Source organism: Exiguobacterium alkaliphilum 12/1, assembly GCF_000714435.1.
Taxonomy (GTDB): Bacteria; Bacillota; Bacilli; order Exiguobacteriales; family Exiguobacteriaceae; genus Exiguobacterium; species Exiguobacterium alkaliphilum.
On sequence record NZ_JJMW01000019.1, the window covers coordinates 108,901 to 132,935 of the forward strand.

Sequence of the window (24,035 nt, forward strand, 5' to 3'; positions counted from 1 at the left end):
CACATACAGGGAGGAAAATCAGAACTATGAACTTACTAGATAAAACACGCCAATTGAACACGATGCTTCAACAAGAGGCGAGCGCGCACGTCGACTTTAAAGAGATGGCGGACAAGATGCGTGAAGTGCTTGAGGCGAACACATTCATCGTCAGCCGTCGCGGCCGCTTGCTCGGCTTTGCGATCAAACAACAGATTGAAAATGAGCGGATGAAGGCGTTCCTTGTCGACCGCCAGTTCCCGGAGCCGTATGCGTCGAACTTGTTCAACGTGAAAGAGACGACGGAAAATATCGATATCGATAGCGAATATACGGCATTCCCGGTTGAGAACCGCGAACTCTTTCTCGAATCGAAGACGACGATCGTTCCGATTATCGGCGGCGGCGAACGTCTCGGCACGCTCGTGCTCGGACGCTTGAATAACGAATTCACGCAAGACGACCTCGTCCTCGCAGAATATAGCGCGACAGTCGTTGGGATGGAGATCTTGCGTGAAAAAGCGGCGGAAGCCGAGGCGTCTGCCCGGAAGAAGGCAGTCGTGCAAATGGCGATCAACTCCCTCTCGTATTCTGAACTCGAAGCGATTGAGCACATCTTCGAAGAGCTCGGTGGAAACGAAGGATTGTTAGTTGCTTCCAAAATTGCCGATAGAGTGGGAATCACTCGTTCGGTTATCGTCAACGCGCTACGGAAGCTCGAGAGCGCCGGCGTCATCGAATCTCGCTCGCTCGGGATGAAAGGAACCTATATCAAGATACTGAATGATAATTTCTTGTTTGAGTTACAGAAGCTGAAATCTAATTGAAACAGAGCAAGTTCATCACGAACAGCCTTACAATCGCTAGATAAAGACCGCTTTAGGTCCAAAAACCCGTTCTTTCGAATGAAAGAACGGGTTTTTTAGTGCAAAAGTAATTATTTTCAGAATATGTCGTAAATTCGACAAAAAGAAGTTAGACCATTTACCTGTTTTACTAAAAATATCTTTCAGAACTGTTACAGATTTGTTTCAATGTAATAGTGGAATTTCCAAATAAGGTATATACATGCATCTTTATGTGAAAGCGAGTGAGCCGCATGAAATGGATTGGCACCGACTATCAGTTGATGAAGCAAGCGATCAACCATTCGGTCTTACACCAGAAAGTGATCAGTCATAATTTGTCGAATATCGATACCCCGAATTTTAAAGCGAAACAAGCCGTCTTCGAACAGACGCTATCGAACGAGATGCGGTTGAAACTTGCCGGCGGGCGACCGAGCGAGCGGGCGACGAGCCAAATCGTCGACCGTGCAGGAGGTGCGATGCGCAGTGACGGGAATAACGTCGACCTCGATTTCGAGATGAGTGAACTAGCGCGGAACCAATTGCAATATGAGGCGATGATGGAACAACTCAACCGTCGGCTCGGTGGTTTGAAGACGGTGATACGAGGAGGACGTTAACGATGGGGATGTTTGATAGTTTTCATATCTCAGCGACGGCGCTGACGTCACAACGGTTACGGATGGACACCGTCTCAGCGAATATCGCGAACGCGCAGACGACACGCGGCAAACTTGTCGATGGAGAATGGCAGCCGTATACGCGTAAGATGACGGTGCTTCAGGAAGCGCCGTTTCGAAAACAGTTATCGAACGCCGTCTCGGGCGGCGTGCAAGTGGCACGAATCGTCGAGGACGAGGCGCCTTATAAATTGTCTTATGACCCGTCGCATCCCGACGCGGACGAACGCGGCTACGTGCAGTTGCCGAACGTGGACTTGTTAAAAGAGATGGTCGACCTGATGGGGGCAACCCGCTCATACGAGGCCAACGTGGCGGCGATGAATGCGACGAAGGCGATGCTCGTCAAAGCGATGGAAATTGGTAAAGGATAAGGAGTGAAGACGGATGCAAATCAATCCGATTTCGATGATTGGAACTCAACCGACCGGGGTGAACCCGGTGAAAGATACGCCATCTCAATTTGGATCGTATTTGAATGAGGCGATGCGCTCGTTGAACGACGTGCAACAGGCGACGAGTGCGGCTCGCGCCGACCTTGCCGTCGGAAAAGCCGACCTTCATCAAGTGATGATTCAAAGTGAAGAGTCGTCGATAGCGATGCAACTCGCGATTGAGGTGCGGAACAAGGCTGTCGAAGCCTATCAAGAAATGATGCGAATGCAAGTTTAATGTAGAGGATGACGAGTTGCGATGAATGAGAAGTTAAAAGAACGATTCAGTTCACTGACGGGTTCGCTCCAAGCGTTGCCGAAGAACCGTAAAATCTTTTGGGGCATCGTCATCGCCGGCGTATTACTCGTCGCGGTGGTCTTGACCATGTTGCTCGCACGACCGAACATGGCGCCTCTGTACACGAACTTGTCGGCCCAAGAAGCCGGAGAAGTGACAGAGAAGCTGACGGCTGACGGAGTGAAATCAGAAATTAAAGCGACCTCGAACGGAGTGAGTGTTTATGTCCCGAGCGAACGGGTCGACCAGTTGAAAGTCAATTTGGCCGCGGCTGGAATCCCGAAGTCGGGTGCCATCGATTATAGCTTTTTCAGCGACAACGCCGGGTTCGGGACGACCGACCGTGAGATGGCCGTGATCGAACGAAGCGCGATGCAAACCGAGCTCGAACGATTGATCACGCAAATCGAAGGCATCAATCAGGCAAAAGTCATCATCTCGCTACCCGAGAAGTCTGTCTTTCTAGCAGAGGACCAAGGCGAACCGACGGCGTCAATCGTCTTGAACCTCGGTGCTGGGACGTCACTCGAACCGGCGACGGTGAAAGGACTGTATCACTTGATTAGTAAGAGCGTACCGAACTTGAAGCCGGAAAACATCTCGATTATGGACCAATACTTCACGTATTACGACCTGGACCAGTCGACGATGGCCGGCGGTGGCTCGACCGACCCGCTCGCTTTGAAGCGCCAAGTCGAGAAAGACGTACGTCAACAGATTCAACAGATGCTCTCGGTGCTTCTCGGTGAGCGTAGCGTGCTCGTATCGGTCACAGCCGACATCGACACGACGCAGACGGCAGAAGAGCAAAACCTCGTCACCCCGGTCAATGAAGACAGCATGGAAGGGATCGTCACATCGGCCGAACGAATCGCCGAGGCGTACACAGGCGGGACCGGAGCGCAAACAGCAGCCGGGACGGCCGAGAACGACACGGTCAACTTCCCAGCCGCGACGGGTACCGGTAACGAAGAGAGCGAGAAAAATCATGAAATCATCAACTATGAAGTGAATCGCATCACAAAACAGATCCAAAACGCGCCGTACACGATTCGAGACCTCGGTGTCCAGCTCATCGTCGAACCACCGAACGGGGCGACGACGATTGACCCGCAACTCGAAGGTGACCTCGAGACGATGATGTATTCGATTATCCGCACATCGCTCGCGAAGACGGGCGAAGCCCTCACGGAAGCGGAATTGGAACAAAAAGTCGTCGTCGTGTCTCGCCCGTTCGCAGAAGCGGAAGCGGTCGCGACGACCGAGCAAGCGACGCCATGGTGGATGTATGCCGCCGCAGCCGGCGCGGTCGTCCTACTCGCCCTCGTCTTCTTCGCACTACGCAAGCGCAAGCAAGAGCCGCTCGCTGAGACGAACGAGTGGGAAGTCCCATATGAAGACGAAGTGCCGGACCTCGACCTTGAAGAACGAGGCGAAGGCGCCGTCAAGAAGAAACAGTTGGAGAAATTGGCAGAGAGCAACCCAGAAGAGTTCGCCAAGCTTCTTCGTACTTGGATGTCTGAGGAGTGAGTACCGTGAACTATGCAAAACAATCGAACCGAGAAAAAGCGGCGATGCTCATGATCTCGCTCGGACCAGAAGTCGCGGCGAACGTGTACAAGCATCTGTCCGAAGAAGAGATGGAGCAGTTAACGCTACAAATCTCGGCACTGAAAAAAGTATCGCCTGAACAGAAAGAGACGATCATGGGCGAGTTCCATGAGCTCGCGATGGCACAGAGCTACATTACGCAAGGTGGCATCGGCTTCGCGAAGACGGTGCTTGAAAAAGCGGTCGGGGAAGAGAAGGCGATGGCCCTCATCCACCGTCTCACCTCGACGCTCCAAGTCAGACCGTTCGAGTTCGCGCGAAAAGCCGATCCGAAGCAGTTGCTCAACTTTATCCAAAACGAGCACCCGCAAACGATCGCGTTGATTTTGGCTCACCTCGAGCCGGTCAAATCAGGACAAATCTTATCCGAACTGCCGCCTGAGATTCAATCGGAAGTCGCCAAACGGATTGCGACGATGGACCGGCTCAACCCGGACGTCATCCATGAAGTCGAGCAGATTCTCGAGAAGAACTTGTCGCAGACCGACATGCAGGACTACGCGCAGTCTGGTGGAATCGAAGCGGTCGTCGAAGTGCTCAACGGCGTCGACCGGACGACGGAGCGGACGATTCTCGATGCGCTTGAAATCGAAGACCCGGAGCTCGCCGAAGAGATCAAAAAGCGGATGTTCGTGTTCGAAGATATCGTCACGCTCGACTCGCGGGCGATACAACGGATTATCCGGGAAGTGGCGAACGACGATCTTTTGCTCGCGCTCAAAGTCTCGTCCGAAGAAGTCAAACAAATCATCTTCAAAAACATGTCACAGCGAATGGTGGATACGTTCAAAGAAGACATGGAATTCATGGGACCTGTGCGGTTGCGTGACGTCGAAGAAGCGCAAAGTCGTATCGTCGGGATTATCCGTCGCCTAGAAGACGTCGGAGAAATCGTGATCAGTCGCGGTGGAGGAGATGACATCGTTGTCTAATGTGATTAAACGAGGACGGGCGACAGCGTTCGAGCCGCAACGGATCGACTCGAAGCCGTTGTTTGAGGCGGTTGAGGTAGTACCCGAGATCGATCACGAGTCAGGAATCGCGGCCCGTTATGAAAAACTCAGGCAAGAAGAAGCCGAAGCCAGCGAACGGTGGCACGCCGCAGAAGAGACGATTGAGCGCTTGAAAGCCGAGGCGCTTGAAGCGGCTTACAACGAAGGCTATGCCGCGGGGTTTGACCAAGGGCATGGCGAAGGGAAGGCGACGTTCGATGAGTTGACGACCCGATTGAACACGGTGCTCGTCGAACTCGAACAGTTATACGACGAAAAGTGGCGCTCGGCCGAACGCCAACTCGTCGAGCTCGCGGTCGAGGTCGCCGCCAAGTTGACGACCGACCTCATCCGAAAAGATGAGCAGCTGTTCGCCGATTTGATTCGTGACCAAGTCTTGCGTGAGCCCGACGCCGACAGTTTGACCATCTATGTCCATCCGACCCGCCTCGCCTCGATTCAACGGTTCGAGACGATGTGGCAGACGGACAATGCACCGTTGATGAAATATCGGGCCGACGCGTCGCTAGATGAGGTGAGCGTCCGAATCGAGACGCCGCACCACGGCAGTGAGCGCGACGTGTCCTACAGTTTGGAACGGATTCGGGCGACGATCGAGGAGGTATTGGCCGATGGGGCTTATTGATCTCGTCACGGAGACCGTGTCCCGGTCACCGGAAGACGAATACGTCCGGAAAGTCGGGCGCGTCTGTCGCGTCGTCGGATTGATGATCGAAGCGAGCGGGCCGAGCGCGTTCATCGGTGAGCGGTGCCTCATCGAGTTGCCGAACGGTCCAGCCGTTGAAGCGGAAGTCGTCGGATTCAACGATGCGCGCGTGCTCCTCATGCCTTACGGCGAGACGACTCAAATCGCACCCGGTTGTATCGTCAAAGGGACCGGCCGCATGCTCCAAGTGCCGGTCGGGTTCGAGTTGATTGGTCAAGTGCTCGATGGGCTCGGCCGTCCGTTATCCGGGGAAGGTAAGCGCCCGGCAAAACGATACGACGTATTGCGCAAGCCGCCGAACCCGCTCGAACGGCCGCGAATCCTCGACTCCTTATCGACCGGGGTCCGCGTCATCGACGGACTATTGACCGTCGGCAAAGGACAACGGGTCGGCTTGTTTGCCGGATCGGGTGTCGGGAAGTCGACATTGCTCGGCATGATCGCCAAACGCTCGTCCGCACACGTTAACGTCATCGCGTTGATTGGTGAGCGGGGGCGGGAAGTGAAAGAGTTTATCGAGAAAGAGCTCGGGCCAGAAGGGATGGCGCGTTCGGTCGTCATCGTGGCGACGAGCGATCAACCGCCACTCGTCCGATTGAAAGGTGCCTATACGGCAACGGCGATTGCCGAGTATTTCCGCGACCAAGGGAAAGAAGTCGTGTTGATGATGGATTCGGTGACGCGTTTCGCGATGGCGCAACGTGAAATCGGGCTCGCCACAGGCGAACCCCCGACATCTAAAGGGTACACCCCGTCCGTTTTCGCCATGTTGCCGCAACTACTCGAGCGGAGCGGGACGGCTGTCACCGGCTCCATCACGGCGTTTTACACCGTACTCGTCGATGGGGACGACATGAACGAACCGATTGCCGATGCCGTTCGCGGGATACTCGATGGTCACTTCGTCATGGACCGTGCCCTCGCGAACCGTGGCCAGTTCCCGGCCATTCACGTGTTGAAGTCGATTAGTCGGGTCATGAACCAAATCGCCTCACCGCTACATCGCGAAGATGCGATCACGTTCCGCAGCTGGCTCGCCACGTACCTAGACGCAGAAGACTTAATCAATATCGGTGCATACAAAAAAGGGACGAATCCAGCGATTGACACGGCCATCGATCACTATCCGGGGCTGCTGACGTTTTTGAAGCAATCGATTGAAGAAGAGGCGTCGTTCGAGCAAACAATCGAGCGGTTGGCCGGAATCGCAAGAGGTGACAGATGAACAGATTATTACTAGAACGAATCATGCCGATCGCTGAACATGAAAAAGAAGAGACGGCGACCGAGATGAGGTCGTTGAAGGCACGATTTGAGGCAGATATGGAAGCGTTATACCGTCTGCTCGTCACGTATGAGTCGCTCATGAAGAGTCAGGATGAACAGTCTGGTACGGTCGACTTGCTCATGTCACAGTATCGTGAGAAGACGCGCGACCTGCTGAAGCGACAAATCGAGACGCAACAGCTCGTCGTGACCCAATCGCGCAATCGCTATCACTTGGCGCAAGAGCGTCTGCTCGGGAAAGTCGTCGAAGAGAAAAAATACGTGACGCTCCATGAGAAGGCGAGCCAACAAGAAGTTGCCGCCACAAAAGCGACGGAGCAATCCTTCATTGACGAGCTCGCCGTCATTCACCACGGGAAAGGGAAGTAAGCGGATGGAAAAAGAGAACAGTAGACGTGGAGTCCAGTTGTTGGTCGCCCTTGTCCTCATCCCGGCGATCTTCCTACTCGTCGGAGGTATCGTTGTCATGAACTATGCGATGGATCGCCCACTCTTATCGGTACCGTTCATCGAAACGAAGCAAGAACCGGTGACGGAAAAGAGCGTGAACGTGACAGGGATTGATTCGGATGCTACGAACCGGTTGAAAGTGGCCAACGCTGAAATCGAGAAACTGCGTAATGAAAACGTCGAATTGACGAATGAAGTGAAGGCAAGACAAGAGGAAGTGTCACGTCTCATCAAAGAACGTGACCGTCTCATCGCCGAACTGAGTGCCGCTGCAGAAGTCGAGGCGACGACGTCCGACGTGTCACGCGTCTACGAAGAGATGTCGGCCAAACAGGCTGCGGCCATCATGAACGAGTTAGAGAGCCCACAGGTGGCCAAACTGTTAAAAGAACTATCACCAAAACAACAAGCCGACATACTTGGCCGAATGGATGCACAACGGGCCGCCGTTGTCACCCAGCTGTTGCAATAGGGAGGAGGTCGAATCAATGAATATCGCGTTACTCGGACAAGCCGTGCAAGGAACGGCACAAAAAAACGGGGAAGCGGGTGCTTCTCCGACAGGTCATTTTTTACAATTGCTCACTTCCATGCTCGGGTCGTTCACAGATACGCCGCAGCAACCGGTCAAGTCAGACGGTGAATCGGCTCAATCATTGCCGACCGAAGAACTCTCGTCAGAGCTCGAGCGATGGCTGCAACAGTCGGACAGTCTCGAGTGGTTAAAAGGCTTGCCACGAGACGCCTATCGCCAGTTCATGGACGCCTATACGAGCTTGTTGACAGAAGCGGCATCTTTAGAATCGATGTCACCAGAGGCGATGGTGCCCGCGACCAACGTCGTGGCACACGTGTTAGACGGAACGAAGCAGACGGCGCATGCTTCGATCATTCCAGCAATGATTGAACGTGATTTGAAACGGGATGTGCCATCCATGTCGACGCGAGGCGGGTTCGAGACGAACGTCCGCATCGTGCAGCAAATCGTGACGCAATTTAACGGGACGTTTGGCCAGGCTCAAAACACTTTACCCGAAGGAAAACAACCTGAAACCCCGTTGACGACAATCGTGAAAGAATCGCTCGAACTGTTGCCAAAAGGCGGGACGTGGACGAGACCTCAAATCGATGTCGACACCGTGATGTACGCTTCGAAGAGTTCGTTGCCTGAAAATTTGAAAGCGCGAATCGAGGCGGCACTGCAACGAGCCCCATTCCAAAGTGGAGCGGACGGATCGAAAGTGTTCACGGTCCGGCTCTATCCAGAACAACTCGGTGAGCTTGTCGTGAAGTTGGAACGTCAAAACGGAGAGCTCGTCGTCAAGTTGTTCGCGAGCAACCAAGATGCGAAACAACTGCTTCAATCACAACTTCAACAATTGCATCAGACGCTGCAACCGCTCACGCCGAACGTCCGCATCGAGGTGAACTTGACACAACAGGCGCTTGATGCCAAAACGCCGACTTCAAGCGGCGAACAACCTGACGCTGAACGGGAAGGGCAGCAACAGCCGAAAGGAGAATCTGACGATGACGACCATCCAACCGAAGACGAGTGACTATTCGTTGCCCGATCAATCCGCACCGAAAGCGACGAACCAGTACGACAAGAACATGTTCTTGAAACTGCTTCTCGCGCAACTCGCGAACCAAGACCCGATGTCGCCGATGGAAGACCGTGAGTTCATCGCCCAGATGGCGCAGTTCTCTTCGCTCGAACAGATGCAGACGATCTCGAAACAACTCGACTCGGTCCTCTTCGATCGGCATATGTCCTCGATTTCCGAGTTCAGCAATATGATCGGAAAGACCATCGACTACAAAACCGAGACAGCGACCGAGACGATTCGAGGGTCAGCCCGTGTCGTCTCGATCTCAAGAACGGATGAGGCCGGCTACATGGCCGACCTAGAAGACGGTACGTCCGTCAGCGTGTACGACATCACGTCCATCAAACAAGCATAGGAGGAATTATCATGTTAAGAGCAATGTACTCAGGAATCAGTGGACTGAAGAACTTCCAATCCAAGCTTGACGTCGTCGGGAACAACATCGCCAACGTCAACACGTTCGGCTATAAAAAGGGCCGCGTCACGTTCAAAGACCTCGTCAGCCAGCAAGTCGGTAGTGCCTCTTCAGGTAATGGAACAACGACGGGGGGGATTAACCCGAAAGAAGTCGGTCTCGGTGGCACGATGGCGACAGTTGATAACGTATATAACCAAGGCGCGATGCAAAATACGGGACGCGCGCTTGACGTAGGAATTTCGGGTGAAGGATTTTATGTTACTCGAACGGAGAATGGTTTTCAATACACCCGAGCAGGTAATTTTTACACCGATAATGATGGAAATTTAGTAACTGGTGATGGGACGTTTCTTTTAGGGTCCAGAACGGCCACGTTACCGAATGCGGATCCAACTCTCCAATCTGTAGAAACGCCTCTACAACCATACGATCCGACGGTAACTCCCGCGCCAGGAAGTAGTTATGGACGAATTCAAATTCCAACTACAGCTAGAGCACTTTCTGTTTCAAAGGACGGGCAAGTTAGTTTTGTCGATGACACGGGTCAGTTGCAGGTAGCTGGTTACATTGTGACTGCAAACTTTGCTAACAATGCAGGGTTATCAAAAACTGGAGCAAACAACTTCTCTGAATCACAAAACTCGGGTGATCCTCAGTTTGGAGTTCCTGGGACACAAGGACGTGGAACTCTCGTCTCCGGTGCGCTTGAAATGTCGAACGTCGACTTGTCAGAAGAATTCACAGAAATGATCGTCGCACAGCGCGGTTTCCAAGCGAACACCCGCATCATCACGACATCGGACGAGATTTTACAAGAACTCGTCAACTTGAAACGCTAATGATTCACGTCACAGCGCTACGGGGTGAAGCGTTCGTGTTGAACGCCTTGTTCATCGAGACGGTCAAGGCGGAGCCGGATACGATCATCCATTTATTTAACGGCAAGACGTATATCGTCAAAGAGTCAAAGCAAGAAGTCGTCGACCGCGCATCAGCATTTTATCGCACGGTCGGATTGATTGGAACGACAGTGACAAGAGGTGAAGAAGATGAGTGAAGAGAAACCAAAAGGCGGCGCCATGAAGATGGTGCTGATTATGCTCGTCGTGTTGCTCGTCATGGGTGGGGCCGGGTTTATGACTTATAAATATTTGTTCGGTGACAACGTGACGGCGAAGACGAAGCCGGTGACGGCAGAAGAACTCGCCGAACGCAGCTTCACGACCGATGACATGACGACGAACATCCAAGACGAGCGGTTCATCAACGTCCAGTTCACCATCGTCACGGACGCGGTCGAAACGAGAGAAAACTTAGAACTCCGGAAGTTCCAAGTTCATAACGTCATCCTCGGGGATTTGGCGGGGATGACGAAAGCGCAACTCACGACGAAAGAAGACATGCAAAAGTTTGAACAGTCGTTGCGCGAACAATTGAACAGCCTCCTCGAGGAAGGCGAAGTTCAACGCGTCTATATGACGAAGAAAATCATACAGTGAGGTGGCATCATGGGAGAAGTATTATCTCAACAAGAAATTGATGCCTTGTTATCCGCGTTAAGTAGCGGCGATGTCGAAGCAGACTCGTTTTTGGCACAAGAAGAAGAGCGGAAAGTCCGGCAGTATGACTTTAAACGGGCCGTCCGCTTCTCGAAAGACCAAATTCGAAGCCTGACGAGAATCCACGAGCACTTTGCGCGCATGCTGACGACGTTTTTCTCGGCGCAGCTACGGACGTACGTTCAGTTCACCGTGAACTCGGTCGAACAGTTGCCGTACGACGAATTCATCCATTCCATCCCGAGCATGACGATGATCAATTTGATTGAAGCACCGCCGCTTAACGGACGCTTCATCATCGAGGTCAACCCGAACATCTCCTATGCGATGCTCGACCGTCTGCTCGGAGGACCAGGTGTCGAGATTGAGAAAGTCGACAGTTTCACGGAAATCGAGATGCGCATCTTGACGCAACTGTACAAGCGAGCGTTCGCTTCCTACGGGGACGCCTGGGAGTCGATTGCCGAGGTGAAGTCACAGATGGCCGCGGTCGAAGTGAACCCGCAGTTTCTCCAACTCGTCTCGCCGAACGAGACGGTCGTCTTAATTTCGATTGGCGTGACGATTGGGGAAGTGAGCGGCACGATCAACGTCTGCTTGCCGTTCGTGACGATCGAACCGATTCTGTCCAAACTGTCGAGTCATTATTGGATGCAAGAGGCGAACCGGCGTAACGCGACAGGTAACAGTAAAGAGCCACTCAAGGCCCAGCTGATGAACTCGTCCGTCGAGGTCGTTTCGCTACTCGGTGAGACGACGATCACGTTCGGTGACTTGTTGCATTTAGAGATTGGCGACTGTTTGACGCTCGACCAATTAGTGAAAGAGCCGCTATCGGTCATGGTAGGGGAAAATAAAGTGTTCAAAGGGCAAGCCGGTGTGAGCGGGAAGCGGATGGCGGTTCAAGTGTTACACCGGGTGAAGGAGGAAGAGCAATGAGTGAGATGTTGTCACAAGATGAAATCGACGCGTTACTGCGAGGGACGAGCGAGAGTACCTCGTCAACTGAAACAAAACAAGAAGTGCATCTAGACTCGATGGAAAGCGACGCGCTCGGTGAAATCGGTAATATCTCGTTTGGGAACTCGGCGACGGCGTTGTCGACTTTACTCCAACAAAAAGTCGAGATTACGACACCAATCGTCAGCGAAGTGACAGTCGACGCGTTGCGCGAGCGTTATCCGACGCCGCATGTCGCACTTCGTGTCGGCTACACCGAAGGGTTAGAAGGTGAGAACGTCCTCGTCTTGACGCGAGAGGATGCCGCGATCATCTCGGATTTGATGCTCGGTGGCACCGGAGTCGGTGTCAACCCGGACGGACTTGACGAGATTCGATTATCGGCCGTCCAAGAGGCGATGAATCAGATGATGGGAGCTGCGGCAACGTCACTATCGACCGTCTTCTCGAAGAAAATCGACATCTCACCGCCGCTCATCGAAGTGTTCGATGCGACGAAGACGCAGACGATTATCGATCGACTCGAACTGTGGGAGACGATGGTGTTAATCGAGTTCAACTTGAAAGTCGGGACGTTAATCGATTCGAAAATCGTTCAAATCGCGCCAATCAAGTTCGGGAAGCAGCTCGTCAACGAACTGATGGCTGCGACGGCGCCGTCGCCAGCACCAGCACCGAAACCGGAACCGGTCAAGCAAGCGCCGCCACAGCCCCAAGCACAGGCTGTAGCGCCACGTCCGGAACCAAAGTCAGCACCAGAAGTCGCTGTCAGTCAAGCCGAGTTCATGCCACTTCATGCACCGACCTCAAACGAGGCGGCACCGGCCAACCTTGGTCTCTTGTATGATGTGCCGCTCAACGTGACGGTCGAGCTTGGCCGGACGAAACGCTCGGTCCGGGAAGTGCTCGAACTGTCGCAAGGCTCGATTATCGAGCTCGATAAGTTGGCAGGCGAACCGGTCGATATTTATGTGAACCAACAGCGCATCGCCCGTGGCGAGGTCGTCGTCATCGAAGAGAACTTCGGGGTGCGCGTGACAGAAATCATTCAACCGCATGAGCGGATTGGAATCGTTTAAGGAGGAAGACAAATGAGTGCAAAGATTTTAGTAGTAGACGATGCGGCGTTCATGCGCATGATGATTAAAGATATTTTAACGAAGAACGGGTTTGAAGTGGTCGGGGAGGCCGAGAACGGGGTGGATGCGGTCGCGAAGTATCGTGAACTCACACCGGATCTCGTCACGCTCGACATCACGATGCCGGAAATGGACGGACTCGCAGCATTGAAAGAGATTCGTGGATTCGACTCGAACGCGAAAGTGATCATGTGTTCGGCGATGGGGCAACAAGCGATGGTCATTGACGCGATTCAAGCTGGGGCGAAAGACTTCATCGTGAAGCCGTTCAACGCAGAACGTGTCATTGAAGCGGTCTCTAAAACGGTCGCACAATGAACAAATGGTGGTTGATTTTCCTTCTCGTGGTCGGTCTGTATGGACCGGCCACGGTTGAGGCCGCCACCGTCGAGAAGCAGTTCGAGCAACAGCAAGAACAGACAGAGGCCCCGAAAACGGAGTCGACTACCGTTTCAACGATTGGCACACTGATTCAGGTTATTCTCAGCCTCGTCGTCGTCATCGGTGGTTTTCTCGTCTTGATGCGCTGGTTGAGCGCTCGGACGCATGGGGTGAAGACGGCCCAACATATGAAACATTTAGGCGGTGTTCCGCTCGGGAAAGATCGATCGGTCCAACTCGTCAAACTCGGCGATCAAGTGTATGTGCTCGGTGTCGGGGAATCGATTCAATTGATCGATCGTGTCGAGGCAGATACGCTCGATGAGGAAGTGACAGAACATTTGCCGGTAACCGGTTCGAACGGCTCCGCATTTTTAGATACGTTTAAACAACAATTGGCCCAAATTGAGCAAGCGAGGAAGAATCAATGACGACGATTGAGCAATTAATCAATTTAGAGACGCCAGACAGTACGTCGACGTCCATTAAACTGTTAGTCGTCTTGACGCTCCTGACGCTCGCCCCGTCATTCCTTATACTCATGACGTGCTTTACGCGTGTCGTCGTCGTCTTGTCGTTCATCCGACCGGCACTCGGGACGCAACAGACACCACCGAACCAACTCATTATCGGATTGGCACTGTTCATTACGTTATTCGTCATGTCGCCGGTTTTATCCGACTTGAATGAGAAAGCGCTCACACCGTACATGGAAGATCAAATCAGTCAAGACGAGGCGTTCGAAGAGGCGAGCAATACGATGAAGCGGTTCATGGCAAAATATACACGCCAAGAAGATTTGCAGCTCTTCATCAAATACGGCAACTACGAGCAACCAGAGTCGATTGAGGATGTTCCGCTCCTCGCGATGGTGCCTGCTTACGCCATCAGTGAACTGAAGACGGCGTTTCAAATCGGATTCATGATTTTCTTGCCGTTTTTGATTATCGATATGGTCGTGGCGAGCGTTTTGATGTCGATGGGGATGATGATGTTACCGCCGGTCATGATCGCCTTACCGTTCAAACTGTTGTTGTTCGTATTAGTGGATGGGTGGCATTTGATCGTGGAGTCATTGCTTAGAAGTATGTAGGAGGAACGATTATGACGCAGGAAATGGTCATTTATTTGGCGACAGAGAGTGTGTGGACATTGTTAAAAATTGCGATGCCGCTTTTACTCATCTCGCTCGTCGTCGGTCTCGTCATCTCGATTTTACAGGCGACGACTCAAATTCAAGAGCAGACGCTCTCATTCGTCCCAAAGATCGTTTCGGTCTTTATCGGACTCGTCATCTTCGGTCCATGGATGTTGCAACAAATCGAAGGGTTTACCCGGATGATCTTTGAACTGATGGTCGAGGTCGCTTCGAAATGAACGCCGTCGATTTCATCAGCCTTTACGGTTTGACGTTCGCCCGGCTATCCGGTTTCTTCGTCAGTGTACCGCTCTTCTCGTCCCGGCAACTTCCGGTCATGCATCGCGTCGCGTTCAGTGCGCTGCTCGCGTATTATGCGATGTTCACCGTGACAGAACCGATTGTGATGAGCGAGGCGTTCATCGTACAAGTGTTGTATGAAGTATTGATTGGGCTCTTGCTCGGCATTTTAATCAACATCTTGTTCTTTGCCCCGCAAATCGCTGGGGGTGTCATCGACTTACAACTCGGTTTGGCGATGGCGTCGGCGTACGACCCGATGTTTGGTGGTCAGTCGCCGCTTATCGGTCGATTTTATTATATTTTCACGTTGTTCATCATGTTATCGACGAATATGCATTTACTGCTTATCGATGGGATTTATTATAGCTTTCAAATTTATCCGCCCGGTCAGCCGATGATCAACTTCACCGAGGCGTCGCTCATGATGGCCGTCAAGGTCGTGACGATGACGATGCTCGTCGCGTTGCAACTTGCCTTGCCGATGATGGCATCGCTACTCCTTGTCGACTTGGCACTCGGATTCCTTGCGAAATCGGCGCCGCAGTTCAACATCTTCGCCATCGGTTTTTCATTCAAACTCATCGCCGGTTTCTCGGTGATGGTCGTCATGATGGGCTTGACGCTGAATGGGATCAGCCAGTTCATCCCGTTGTTACAAGACGTGTTGCGTGATTTTATGACGCTTTTAGGAGACGTTGCATGAAGCCTCTATACTCTTTATCGGTCGATCTTCAGTTTTTTGCAGGTGAAAAAACAGAAAAGGCGACCCCACGAAAACGACAAGACTCACGAAAGAAAGGACAAGTCGCCAAATCCGCCGACTTGACCGGGGCGTTCGCCTTGTTCGCCATGTTCCTCATGTTGTCGTTTCTTGGCCCGTATATCGGGAAGCAGTTGTTCACGTTGACGAAAGATTTGCTCGGGCCGACGTATTTATTGACCGACTTGTCAGACGGAATGGCCGGTATGCTCGTCGATTTATTGTTACGGGTCGGAATCATTTTAGCCCCGTTCTTCATCGTCGCCGTCGTCTTTGGCGTCTTGGTCAACTATTTCCAAATCGGTCCGCTCTTCTCGACAGAAGCGATTCAACCGAAGCTTGAACGAATCGATCCCATCAAAGGGGTCAAACGGATTGTCAGCATGAAAGCCGTCGTCGAATTTTTAAAGTCCTTATTCAAATTATTGATTATCCTGACGACCGCTGTCGCCGTCCTTTGGCAAAACCAAGAGAAATTGTCGCGTATGGCCGTCGAGCACGTCCGTGAATCGGTCGTCGCCTTGACGAGTATCACGATTGAACTCGGCCTTTGGGTGAGCGTCGCGTTGCTCGCGCTCGCATTGTTCGACTTTTTCTATCAACGGTTTGATTTTGAGAAGTCGATTCGCATGTCGAAGCAAGACATCAAAGATGAATATAAAAATAGTGAAGGTGACCCGCTCATCAAATCGAAAATTAAGCAACAACAGCGGGAGATGGCGATGCGTCGCATGATGCAAGAGATTCCGAACGCGGACGTCGTCATCACGAACCCGACTCACTTCGCCGTCGTCATTCGCTATGACGACTCGAAAGATTTTGCCCCGCTCGTCGTCGCCAAAGGAGTCGACCGTGTCGCGTTCCACATCCGTGACGTGGCAAAAGAACACGAGATTCCCATCGTCGAGAACAAACCGCTCGCGCGAGCCCTCTATGCCCAGGTGGACATCGGAGAGGCTGTCGACGAATCGTTCTACCAAGCGATCGCCGAAGTGCTCGCGTTCGTGTATCAACTGAAACAACCGTCTTGAGGAGGAGTATGTGTTGGCTGTAAGAGCTAAAGATTTTGCGGTATTGATTGGCGTTCTCATGATCGTCGTCATGCTCGTCATCCCGTTACCGGGGTTCATGTTAGATTTCTTGATTATTGTAAATATATTGATCGCCTTACTCATCCTGCTCGTGGCCATGAACGCCCGGGAAGCCCTCGACTTCTCGGTCTTCCCTTCGCTCTTGCTAATCGTGACGCTGTTTCGACTCGGCTTGAACGTGTCGACGACCCGTTCGATTTTATCGACCGGATACGGTGGGGAAGTCATCGAAACGTTCGGGAACTTCGTCGTCGGCGGGAACGTACTCGTCGGGTTCGTCGTCTTCCTGATTCTCGTAATCATCCAATTTGTCGTCATCACGAAAGGGGCCGAGCGCGTTTCGGAAGTATCGGCCCGCTTCACGCTTGACGCGATGCCAGGGAAGCAGATGGCAATCGATGCCGACTTGAACTCGGGGTTGATTGACGACAAGCAAGCGCAAGTCCGTCGGAAGAAGATTCAAAGTGAGGCCGATTTTTACGGTTCGATGGACGGGGCCTCGAAGTTCGTCAAAGGGGACGCCATCGCCGGCATTATCATCGTCGTCATCAACTTGATTTTCGGAATCATCATCGGAACGGTGCAAATGGGCCTTCCGGTCGGACAAGCGTTCCAAACGTTCTCGCTCATGACAATCGGTGACGGGCTCGTCGGACAGATTCCGGCACTCCTCATCTCGACAGCGACCGGCATTATCGTCACTCGTGCCGTCTCGGACGGGAACCTCGGCGAGGACGTCGTCGACCAGCTCGGTCAAAACCCGACGCTGCTCTATATCGCCGGGTCAATCGTCATCATGCTCGGGTTGATCTCTCCGAGTCTGCTCCCGGTCACCATCCTCATTGCCGGTGTCGCCTTCTATGGTGCGTATGCGATGAGACGGAACATGAAGCGGGTCGTCGAAGAGCCGTTACCCGAAGAAGAACCGATGGCCCAGACCGAGACCGTCGTCTCGCTGTTACAAATCGATGCGATCGAGTTCGAATTCGGATACGGGCTGATCCCGCTCGCCGATGAATCACAAGGTGGCGACCTGCTCGACCGAGTCGTCATGATTCGACGCCAGCTCGCGCTCGAACTCGGTTTCATCCTGCCGACGGTACGGATACGCGACCATCTGCAATTGTCACCGAACGCGTATCGCATCAAAGTAAAAGGCAACGTCGTCGCCGAAGGCGAATTGTTGCTCGATCATTACTTGGCAATGAGCCCGGGGATCGAAGACCCGGAAGTATACGGCATTGAGACGACGGAACCGGCGTTTGGTCTCCCGGCGCTATGGATCGACGAAGAGACGCGTGCCCGTGCCGAGATGAGCGGTTACACGGTCGTCGACCCGCCTTCGGTCGTGGCGACGCATTTAACGGAGACGCTCAAGAAACACGCCGCCGATTTGCTCGGCCGCGAAGAGACGAAACAGCTCGTCGAACATTTGAAAGAGACGCATCCCGTGCTCGTCGAAGACGTCACGCCTTCGGTCCTCTCGATTGGAGATATCCAAAAAGTGTTGCGCCACTTGCTGAAAGAACACGTCTCCATCCGCAACTTGCCACTTCTGTTCGAGACGATGGCCGACTACGGCAAAGTGACGAAAGACGCGGATATCCTCGGCGAGTATTGCCGGCAAGGATTGGCCCGTCAATTGACAGACCAAGTCAGCCCGCCGGACGGCCCGCTTTATGTCGTCACGCTTGGCGGTCAGACCGAACAATTGATTCAAGACGCCGTCCAAAAGACGGAATTTGGCAACTACTTGGCGCTCGACCCGGATCAGGCGCGTGACATCATCGAACGTACGGCCGAACAGTTATCGATGTTCGAACGCTATGGCGCGTCGGCTGTCATTCTCTGCTCGCCGACGATTCGCTTGTTCGTTCGACAGCTGCTCGAACGCTATTATCCAGACGTCCCGGTACTCGCCTATAACGAGTTACTCAGTTCTGTCGAAGTGAAAAGTATTGGGGTGATTTAAGATGCAAATCAAAAAGTATACGGGCAAGACGATGGCTGAAGCGATGGCGAAAGTGAAGCAAGAGCTTGGTGACGATGCCGTCATCTTGAACTCTAGACAAGTGAAGACCGGATGGTTTGGACTGTTCGCCTCGAAACAAGTCGAAGTCATCGCCGCGCTCGAGAAAGAGCCGGTACGCCTGAAACCGAGACAGCGCGTCGAGGAGCAGACGCCGGCGCCATCCGTCCCGCAAACAGCGCAACAGCCGGTCATCCACCCTACGGTGACGCCACGGCGCCTGCCGGCCGGACTAGAGCGGATCGAGTCGTTGCTTTCGACCGATTCGTTCGTCGGATTGGGCTGGGAAGAACGGATCAACGAACTGTTCTATACGACGAGGTCGGTCGAGGCGGTCGAACGTTTCGTCCGCGACGAGATTCAACGTGTATTTAAAGCCGCACCGGAGACGTCGCGATACGTCATGCTCGTCGGACCGACGGGTGTCGGGAAGACGACGACGCTTGCGAAACTCGCGGCCCATTATAAGCTCGAGGAAGGGAAGACGGTCGGATTGATCACGACGGACACGTATCGGATTGCCGCAATCGAGCAACTGAAGACGTACGCCGAGATTTTAAACATTCCGGTCGAAGTCGCGTATGACTTTGATGACTTCAAGCGGGCGAAGCAACTATTCGCTCGAAAAGACATCGTCTTAATCGATACGGCTGGCCGCAACTTCCGTGACGAGGCGTATATCGAGCAGTTCCATCACCATCATGATTTTTCAGAGACGAACTTGTCCCTCGTCCTCAGCCTGACTTCGAAGTTAAAGGACATGGAGACGATTTATGGGCAATTCGCGCCGTTGCCGCTTCGGTCGCTCATCTTCACAAAAGCCGATGAGACGAGCGACATCCATGCGATGTTCAAACTCGTGCGGGATAGCGGTCTTCCGGTCGCCTGGTTGACCGATGGGCAAGAAGTACCGGACGACCTCGTCGAAGGGAATGCTGGACGATTGACCGAGAAGCTTTTGGAGAAAGAAGGGTGGCCACGATGGACCAAGCAAGGCGTCTGAGGGCAAAAACGGACCGTCATCCGACGACGATCGCGTTCGCGAGCGGAAAAGGTGGGGTCGGCAAGACGAACGTCTGTGTCAACACCGCCGTCGGGCTCGTCGAACTCGGGCAACGCGTGTTGATCGTCGACCTCGACCTCGGGATGGCAAACGTACACATCTTACTTGATGCCGCCCGTTCGCAAACGATGGTCGATTGTGTGAAGACCCGGATTCCACTGCTCTCCGCTGTTCAGAAACATGTCCACGGTGTCGATATATTACATGGGGGAAGCGGACTCGATGCGTTAGTCCAATTCTCAGACAGCGACATGCAATTTTTAATGCGAGAACTCGAAGTGTTGACCGATTATGACTACGTGTTATTCGACATGGGTGCCGGGGCGACGGACACGTCACTCCAATTCATCGCCGGGTGTGATGAGATGTTTTTAATTTTGACACCGGAACCGACTTCGCTCATGGACGGATATGCGTACACCAAACTCGTCCACCAACAGTATCCTGACTTGCCGCTCGGCGTCATCGTCAACCGCGCCCAGTCAGGAGAAGAGGCGCTTCAATGTTTTGAACGGATGGAAGTCGCATGTCGACAGTTTTTAAAGAAAACGATTCGATTCCTCGGCTATTTACCGGATGACCCGTCCGTCAGGAAAGCGGTCATCGCGCAAGTCCCGTTTTACACGTTCGACCGCAAGAGTGACATCAGTTGGAGGCTCGAGCGGATTTTGACGACGCTCACCGGGACGCCGCCACGCCAGCGTCACTTCATGGATCGTCTGATGGGGAATTTGCGCCGCCAATGGAACCGAGTTTAACGACAGGGAGGCAATATAGATGGACGTGAACGAATACTTAGGATTGTTTTTAGATGAAGCACAAGAACATATCCAGTCTGTGAACACACAGTTGTTGAAGCTCGAACAGTCAGGCAGCATGGACGCGGTCCAAGAAATATTCCGTTCGGCGCACACGCTGAAAGGAATGGCGGCGACGATGGGATACGAGAGCGTCGCGAACTTGACCCATGAGATGGAAAGTGCCCTCGACCTCGTTCGAGGCGGAAAGAAAGCAAGCAATCAACTTCTGCTCGATACGATGTTCACGGCGATGGAACAAATCGAAGAGATGATTGCCCACATTGAAGGTGGCGGCAACGGGACGAACGTCGATGTGAGCGCGACAGTGAAGGCGTTCCAAAGCTTCATCGGTCACGGTGAGCCAGAAGCGGTCGAAGCAGTCGATTCGCCGTTCACGGTCGATTTGTATACCGACTCCGTCATCGAACAGGCGAAGCAGACCGGGTTTGAAGCGTTCCGGCTTCACGTCAAGCTGTCCGATGCGGTCGTCTTGAAGGCGGCGCGTGCCTACATGGTGTTCGATCGGCTCCAAGAGCTCGGCGAAGTCGTCCGGACGGTGCCGGACACAGAAGCGATTGAACAAGAACAGTTCGACTTGTCATTTGACGTCTTATTCTTGTCACAGGAATCGGCCGAAGTGATCGAGCATGCCGTATCGCAAGTGTCCGAAGTCGACCGGGTCGAAGTCCACGTGTTTACGACCGAAGCGATCGGTGAGCCGGAAGTCGCAGCGAGCGTCGAGGCACCGATCGCACCCGTTGTGAACGCCGTACCGACGCCACAAGAGACGGATGAAGTGAAAGAACAACCGGTCGCGCAAGCGAAGACGATCCGTGTCAACTTAGAGCGAATCGATCGCCTCATGAACTTGTTTGAAGAATTCATCATCGACCGTGGACGTCTCGAACGTCTCGCCGACGAAGTCGGACAGCCTGAATTGAACGAGACGGTCGAAAAGATCAAACGCGGAACGAATGAGTTGCAATCACTCGTCTTGACGTTACGGATGATGCCGATTGAGCAAGTGTTCAACCGGTTCCCACGGATGGTGCGTTCTGTCGCAAAAGATATTCAGAAGAAAGTCCAGCTCGATATTTCAGGAGCGGAGACGGAACTCGATCGGACGGTCATCGATGAAATCGGCGACCCACTCGTCCACTTGATTCGCAACGCGATCGACCACGGGATCGAACGTCCCGACGTCCGGGTCCAGTCCGGCAAACCGGAACAAGGACGCCTGTCGCTACGGGCGTATCACGGTGGCAACCGTGTCTTCATCGAGATTGAAGATGACGGGGCTGGCATCAACGTCGATAAAGTCCGGTCCAAAGCGCTCGAGCGTGGCGTGTTGACGGTAGAAGAGGCTGCGAGCATGACGGACAACGAACTGGCGATGCTCATCTTCGCACCTGGTTTCTCGACGGCAGACGTCGTCACCGACTTGTCTGGCCGTGGCGTCGGCTTAGACGTCGTCAAAAACAAAATCGAGTCGCTCGGCGGCGTCGTCTCCCTCGAGACGGCAGTCGGACAAGGGACAAAATTCCAAGTCAGCCTCCCGCTCACGTTGTCGATCATCTCGGCGATGCTCGTCATGGCGGGCGAGGAGACGTATGCGATCCCGTTATCCTCGATTCTCGAGACGACGTTGCTCGATGAAGCGGATATTTTGACGGCGCATCGTGAGCGCGTCTTCGATTTCAGAGGACAACTCGTCCCGCTCGTCTATTTGAAAGAAATGTTCGGCATTGAGGCGGAGACGAAGTCGCAATTCCCGGTCGTCGTCGTACGAAAAGGGAACAAGCTCGTCGGTGTCGTCGTGAACGATTTGATTGGCCAGCAAGAGATTGTCATGAAACCGCTCGGCTCTTACTTAGAGGGGATTCCAGCCATCTCGGGCGCCACAATTCTTGGAGACGGGCGTGTCGCCTTGATTGTCGACAGCAACGATCTCTTCTAAGGAGGAAGCAAGATGGAACAAAAATGGGTAGTCTTTTCACTCGCCGACAACACGTACGGAATTGACGTTCAGTCGGTCCGTTCAATCGAGCGTATGCAACCGGTCACGCGCGTTCCGAACGCACCGGCTCACGTCAAAGGGGTCATCAACTTGCGCGGGGTCGTCACACCGGTCATCGACCTTCGCCTCCGCCTCGGCTATGAGGAACTTGAGGCGACGGACGAGACGCGTATCTTGATTGCCTCGTTGAATCAAGGCGATGCCGGGTTCATCGTCGACCGGGCGAATGAAGTCGTCGAGAGCGACGACGTGCGTATCGAACCGATCCCTGAGTCGAGTCAAGACATGCTCGCGGCGCATTTGACGGCGATTGCCAAAGGGGAAGACAAGCTTTTCTCGCTCCTAGATGCCAACGCCTTGTTCGAGGATCAACATGCTGAGTGAATTTGAACAAGATTTATTGAAAGAACTCGGGAATATCGGGTCGGGTCACGCCGCGACGGCGTTGTCGACGCTGTTGGCCAAACCCGTCAACATCACGGTCTCGTCGGCCGAGATGGAACCGATCTCGTATTTACCGGAACGGGTCGGCGGTCCCGAGCGGCACGTCGCCTCGGTCTTGCTCGAACTCGGTGGTGAGATTCGCGGCATGATTCTGATCCTGTTTCCAGTGGATGACGCCGAGGCGATGGTCACCTCGTTAATCGGAAGGCCGTTCACGTTCGCCGAAGCGACGGACCTTGGCCAATCGGCATGGGAAGAGATTGGAAATATTATGAGCGGGGCGTACGCCCGTGCCTTGAGCGACTGGTTGACGACACCGATTCTGATTCAAGTCCCGGCGACAGCAATCGACATGGCCGGCTCCATCGTCGAGTTCGTCGTCTCGTCGGTTCAGCCGGAAGAGGACGCGGCGCTTTATATCGACACGACGTTCTTGATTGACGAGAAAGTGAGTGCTGGCCACGTGTTGTTCCTACCGACACACGGCTCGCTCAAACAAATCGAGCGGCGGTTACTCGGCCATGGCTGAGGTGCTCAAAATCGGCATCGCCGAATGGAAACAGACGACGGCACCGAATCGACTCCGCACGGCCGGTCTCGGTTCTTGTGTCGGCGTGATTCTGTACGATGCGCAAACGAGAGTGGCGGCGATGGCACACGTCATGCTGCCGGACTCAAATATCGCCCGAAAACACCAGACGCTCGAGGTAGGAAAATATGCCGATACGGCAATCGATGCACTCGTTGACTCGTTGAAACGGGCCGGGGCCGGTCGAATACAGGCAAAAATGGCCGGTGGCGCCCAAATGTTTCAGTTCAAATACGAAAACGAGGCGATGCGGATCGGCGAGCGTAACGCCGAGGCAATCCGCAAAGCGCTGAAGGCCCATCGCATTCCGCTAATCGCGGAAGATTGCGGCGGCCATAACGGGCGCACAATCGAATTTGATGTGGCCACATCCGTATTGTCGATTCGGACGGTCAGTGTAGGCACGAAAGAACTTTAAGGGGGGGTCG

Annotated in this window: 30 protein-coding genes; all 30 read left to right on the top strand. The window is 53.5% G+C overall.

Translation table 11 applies throughout. The features are described from left to right. Positions 1-26 precede the first annotated feature (26 nt). The 30 genes from codY (at position 27) to RT52_RS03590 (ending at position 24,025) form a co-directional block, all read left to right on the top strand. Positions 27-806 carry a GTP-sensing pleiotropic transcriptional regulator CodY gene (gene codY, locus RT52_RS03445; RefSeq protein ID WP_024370097.1) on the top strand — a complete coding sequence of 260 codons (780 nt, stop codon included), beginning with the start codon at positions 27-29 and terminating at the stop codon, positions 804-806. A gap of 272 nt (positions 807-1,078) precedes the next feature. Further along, complete coding sequence (gene flgB, locus RT52_RS03450) at positions 1,079-1,447, top strand: flagellar basal body rod protein FlgB (protein WP_034808906.1); 369 nt, start codon at positions 1,079-1,081, stop codon at positions 1,445-1,447. A 2-nt stretch (positions 1,448-1,449) separates the two neighbouring features. Further along, on the top strand, positions 1,450-1,881 hold the full coding sequence (flgC, locus tag RT52_RS03455; protein ID WP_034808904.1) for a flagellar basal body rod protein FlgC: 432 nt from the start codon (positions 1,450-1,452) through the stop codon (positions 1,879-1,881). A gap of 13 nt (positions 1,882-1,894) precedes the next feature. Further along, positions 1,895-2,179: a flagellar hook-basal body complex protein FliE gene (fliE, locus tag RT52_RS03460; protein ID WP_034808903.1), complete on the top strand. Its 285-nt coding sequence runs from the start codon at positions 1,895-1,897 to the stop codon at positions 2,177-2,179. Positions 2,180-2,200: 21 nt separating this feature from the next. Continuing rightward, positions 2,201-3,769, top strand: a complete 1,569-nt coding sequence (gene fliF, locus RT52_RS03465) for a flagellar basal-body MS-ring/collar protein FliF (RefSeq protein ID WP_034815092.1) — start codon at positions 2,201-2,203, stop codon at positions 3,767-3,769. 5 nt (positions 3,770-3,774) lie between these two features. Then, positions 3,775-4,782 (top strand): flagellar motor switch protein FliG, encoded by a 1,008-nt coding sequence (gene fliG / locus RT52_RS03470; protein WP_034808899.1) that lies wholly within the window; start codon positions 3,775-3,777, stop codon positions 4,780-4,782. Then, on the top strand, positions 4,766-5,488 hold the full coding sequence (locus tag RT52_RS03475; protein WP_034815094.1) for a FliH/SctL family protein: 723 nt from the start codon (positions 4,766-4,768) through the stop codon (positions 5,486-5,488). The genes fliG and RT52_RS03475 overlap by 17 nt, the downstream gene beginning before the upstream one ends. Continuing rightward, a complete protein-coding gene (gene fliI / locus RT52_RS03480; RefSeq protein ID WP_034808895.1) occupies positions 5,475-6,794 on the top strand; it encodes a flagellar protein export ATPase FliI in 1,320 nt (439 codons plus the stop codon). The genes RT52_RS03475 and fliI overlap by 14 nt, the downstream gene beginning before the upstream one ends. Beyond that, a complete protein-coding gene (locus RT52_RS03485) occupies positions 6,791-7,225 on the top strand; it encodes a flagellar FliJ family protein (RefSeq protein ID WP_034808893.1) in 435 nt (144 codons plus the stop codon). Before fliI ends, RT52_RS03485 begins: the two co-directional genes overlap by 4 nt. Positions 7,226-7,229: 4 nt before the next feature. Next, a complete protein-coding gene (locus RT52_RS03490) occupies positions 7,230-7,778 on the top strand; it encodes a MotE family protein (RefSeq protein ID WP_034808892.1) in 549 nt (182 codons plus the stop codon). 16 nt (positions 7,779-7,794) lie between these two features. Continuing rightward, positions 7,795-8,865 (top strand): flagellar hook-length control protein FliK, encoded by a 1,071-nt coding sequence (locus tag RT52_RS03495; protein WP_034815096.1) that lies wholly within the window; start codon positions 7,795-7,797, stop codon positions 8,863-8,865. Further along, on the top strand, positions 8,837-9,271 hold the full coding sequence (locus tag RT52_RS03500; protein ID WP_034815098.1) for a flagellar hook capping FlgD N-terminal domain-containing protein: 435 nt from the start codon (positions 8,837-8,839) through the stop codon (positions 9,269-9,271). Before RT52_RS03495 ends, RT52_RS03500 begins: the two co-directional genes overlap by 29 nt. Positions 9,272-9,282: 11 nt before the next feature. Beyond that, positions 9,283-10,173 (top strand): flagellar basal body rod protein FlgG, encoded by an 891-nt coding sequence (flgG, locus tag RT52_RS03505; protein WP_081852646.1) that lies wholly within the window; start codon positions 9,283-9,285, stop codon positions 10,171-10,173. Then, positions 10,173-10,391, top strand: a complete 219-nt coding sequence (locus RT52_RS03510; protein ID WP_034808888.1) for a flagellar FlbD family protein — start codon at positions 10,173-10,175, stop codon at positions 10,389-10,391. Before flgG ends, RT52_RS03510 begins: the two co-directional genes overlap by 1 nt. After that, positions 10,384-10,833 carry a flagellar basal body-associated FliL family protein gene (locus tag RT52_RS03515; RefSeq protein ID WP_034808886.1) on the top strand — a complete coding sequence of 150 codons (450 nt, stop codon included), beginning with the start codon at positions 10,384-10,386 and terminating at the stop codon, positions 10,831-10,833. Before RT52_RS03510 ends, RT52_RS03515 begins: the two co-directional genes overlap by 8 nt. Positions 10,834-10,842: 9 nt before the next feature. Continuing rightward, entirely contained in the window at positions 10,843-11,832 is a 990-nt protein-coding gene (fliM, locus tag RT52_RS03520) for a flagellar motor switch protein FliM (RefSeq protein ID WP_034808883.1), read from the top strand. Then, positions 11,829-12,932, top strand: coding sequence for a flagellar motor switch phosphatase FliY (fliY, locus tag RT52_RS03525; protein WP_034815100.1), 1,104 nt, complete (start codon positions 11,829-11,831; stop codon positions 12,930-12,932). Before fliM ends, fliY begins: the two co-directional genes overlap by 4 nt. Positions 12,933-12,944: 12 nt before the next feature. Beyond that, positions 12,945-13,310, top strand: coding sequence for a response regulator (locus tag RT52_RS03530; protein WP_024370114.1), 366 nt, complete (start codon positions 12,945-12,947; stop codon positions 13,308-13,310). Continuing rightward, positions 13,307-13,804: a flagellar biosynthetic protein FliO gene (locus RT52_RS03535; RefSeq protein ID WP_034815102.1), complete on the top strand. Its 498-nt coding sequence runs from the start codon at positions 13,307-13,309 to the stop codon at positions 13,802-13,804. Before RT52_RS03530 ends, RT52_RS03535 begins: the two co-directional genes overlap by 4 nt. Further along, on the top strand, positions 13,801-14,466 hold the full coding sequence (fliP, locus tag RT52_RS03540) for a flagellar type III secretion system pore protein FliP (protein ID WP_034808876.1): 666 nt from the start codon (positions 13,801-13,803) through the stop codon (positions 14,464-14,466). The genes RT52_RS03535 and fliP overlap by 4 nt, the downstream gene beginning before the upstream one ends. An 11-nt stretch (positions 14,467-14,477) precedes the next feature. Further along, positions 14,478-14,750 carry a flagellar biosynthesis protein FliQ gene (gene fliQ / locus RT52_RS03545; protein ID WP_034808874.1) on the top strand — a complete coding sequence of 91 codons (273 nt, stop codon included), beginning with the start codon at positions 14,478-14,480 and terminating at the stop codon, positions 14,748-14,750. Then, positions 14,747-15,517, top strand: a complete 771-nt coding sequence (gene fliR, locus RT52_RS03550; RefSeq protein WP_034815104.1) for a flagellar biosynthetic protein FliR — start codon at positions 14,747-14,749, stop codon at positions 15,515-15,517. Before fliQ ends, fliR begins: the two co-directional genes overlap by 4 nt. Next, a complete protein-coding gene (flhB, locus tag RT52_RS03555; RefSeq protein ID WP_034815106.1) occupies positions 15,514-16,605 on the top strand; it encodes a flagellar biosynthesis protein FlhB in 1,092 nt (363 codons plus the stop codon). The genes fliR and flhB overlap by 4 nt, the downstream gene beginning before the upstream one ends. A 13-nt stretch (positions 16,606-16,618) precedes the next feature. Further along, positions 16,619-18,637, top strand: coding sequence for a flagellar biosynthesis protein FlhA (gene flhA / locus RT52_RS03560; RefSeq protein ID WP_034815109.1), 2,019 nt, complete (start codon positions 16,619-16,621; stop codon positions 18,635-18,637). Between the two features lies 1 nt (position 18,638). Beyond that, on the top strand, positions 18,639-19,697 hold the full coding sequence (locus tag RT52_RS03565) for a flagellar biosynthesis protein FlhF (protein WP_034815112.1): 1,059 nt from the start codon (positions 18,639-18,641) through the stop codon (positions 19,695-19,697). Continuing rightward, entirely contained in the window at positions 19,676-20,515 is an 840-nt protein-coding gene (locus RT52_RS03570) for a MinD/ParA family protein (RefSeq protein WP_034815114.1), read from the top strand. The genes RT52_RS03565 and RT52_RS03570 overlap by 22 nt, the downstream gene beginning before the upstream one ends. 19 nt (positions 20,516-20,534) lie before the next feature. Further along, positions 20,535-22,514 carry a chemotaxis protein CheA gene (locus tag RT52_RS03575; protein ID WP_034815117.1) on the top strand — a complete coding sequence of 660 codons (1,980 nt, stop codon included), beginning with the start codon at positions 20,535-20,537 and terminating at the stop codon, positions 22,512-22,514. A gap of 12 nt (positions 22,515-22,526) precedes the next feature. After that, the gene (locus RT52_RS03580; RefSeq protein ID WP_034808862.1) at positions 22,527-22,958 is read left to right on the top strand and encodes a chemotaxis protein CheW; all 432 of its coding nucleotides are present in this window, start codon (positions 22,527-22,529) and stop codon (positions 22,956-22,958) included. Further along, positions 22,948-23,547 (top strand): chemotaxis protein CheC, encoded by a 600-nt coding sequence (locus RT52_RS03585; protein WP_034815119.1) that lies wholly within the window; start codon positions 22,948-22,950, stop codon positions 23,545-23,547. Before RT52_RS03580 ends, RT52_RS03585 begins: the two co-directional genes overlap by 11 nt. Then, positions 23,540-24,025 carry a chemotaxis protein CheD gene (locus RT52_RS03590; RefSeq protein ID WP_034815121.1) on the top strand — a complete coding sequence of 162 codons (486 nt, stop codon included), beginning with the start codon at positions 23,540-23,542 and terminating at the stop codon, positions 24,023-24,025. Before RT52_RS03585 ends, RT52_RS03590 begins: the two co-directional genes overlap by 8 nt. Positions 24,026-24,035 lie beyond the last annotated feature (10 nt).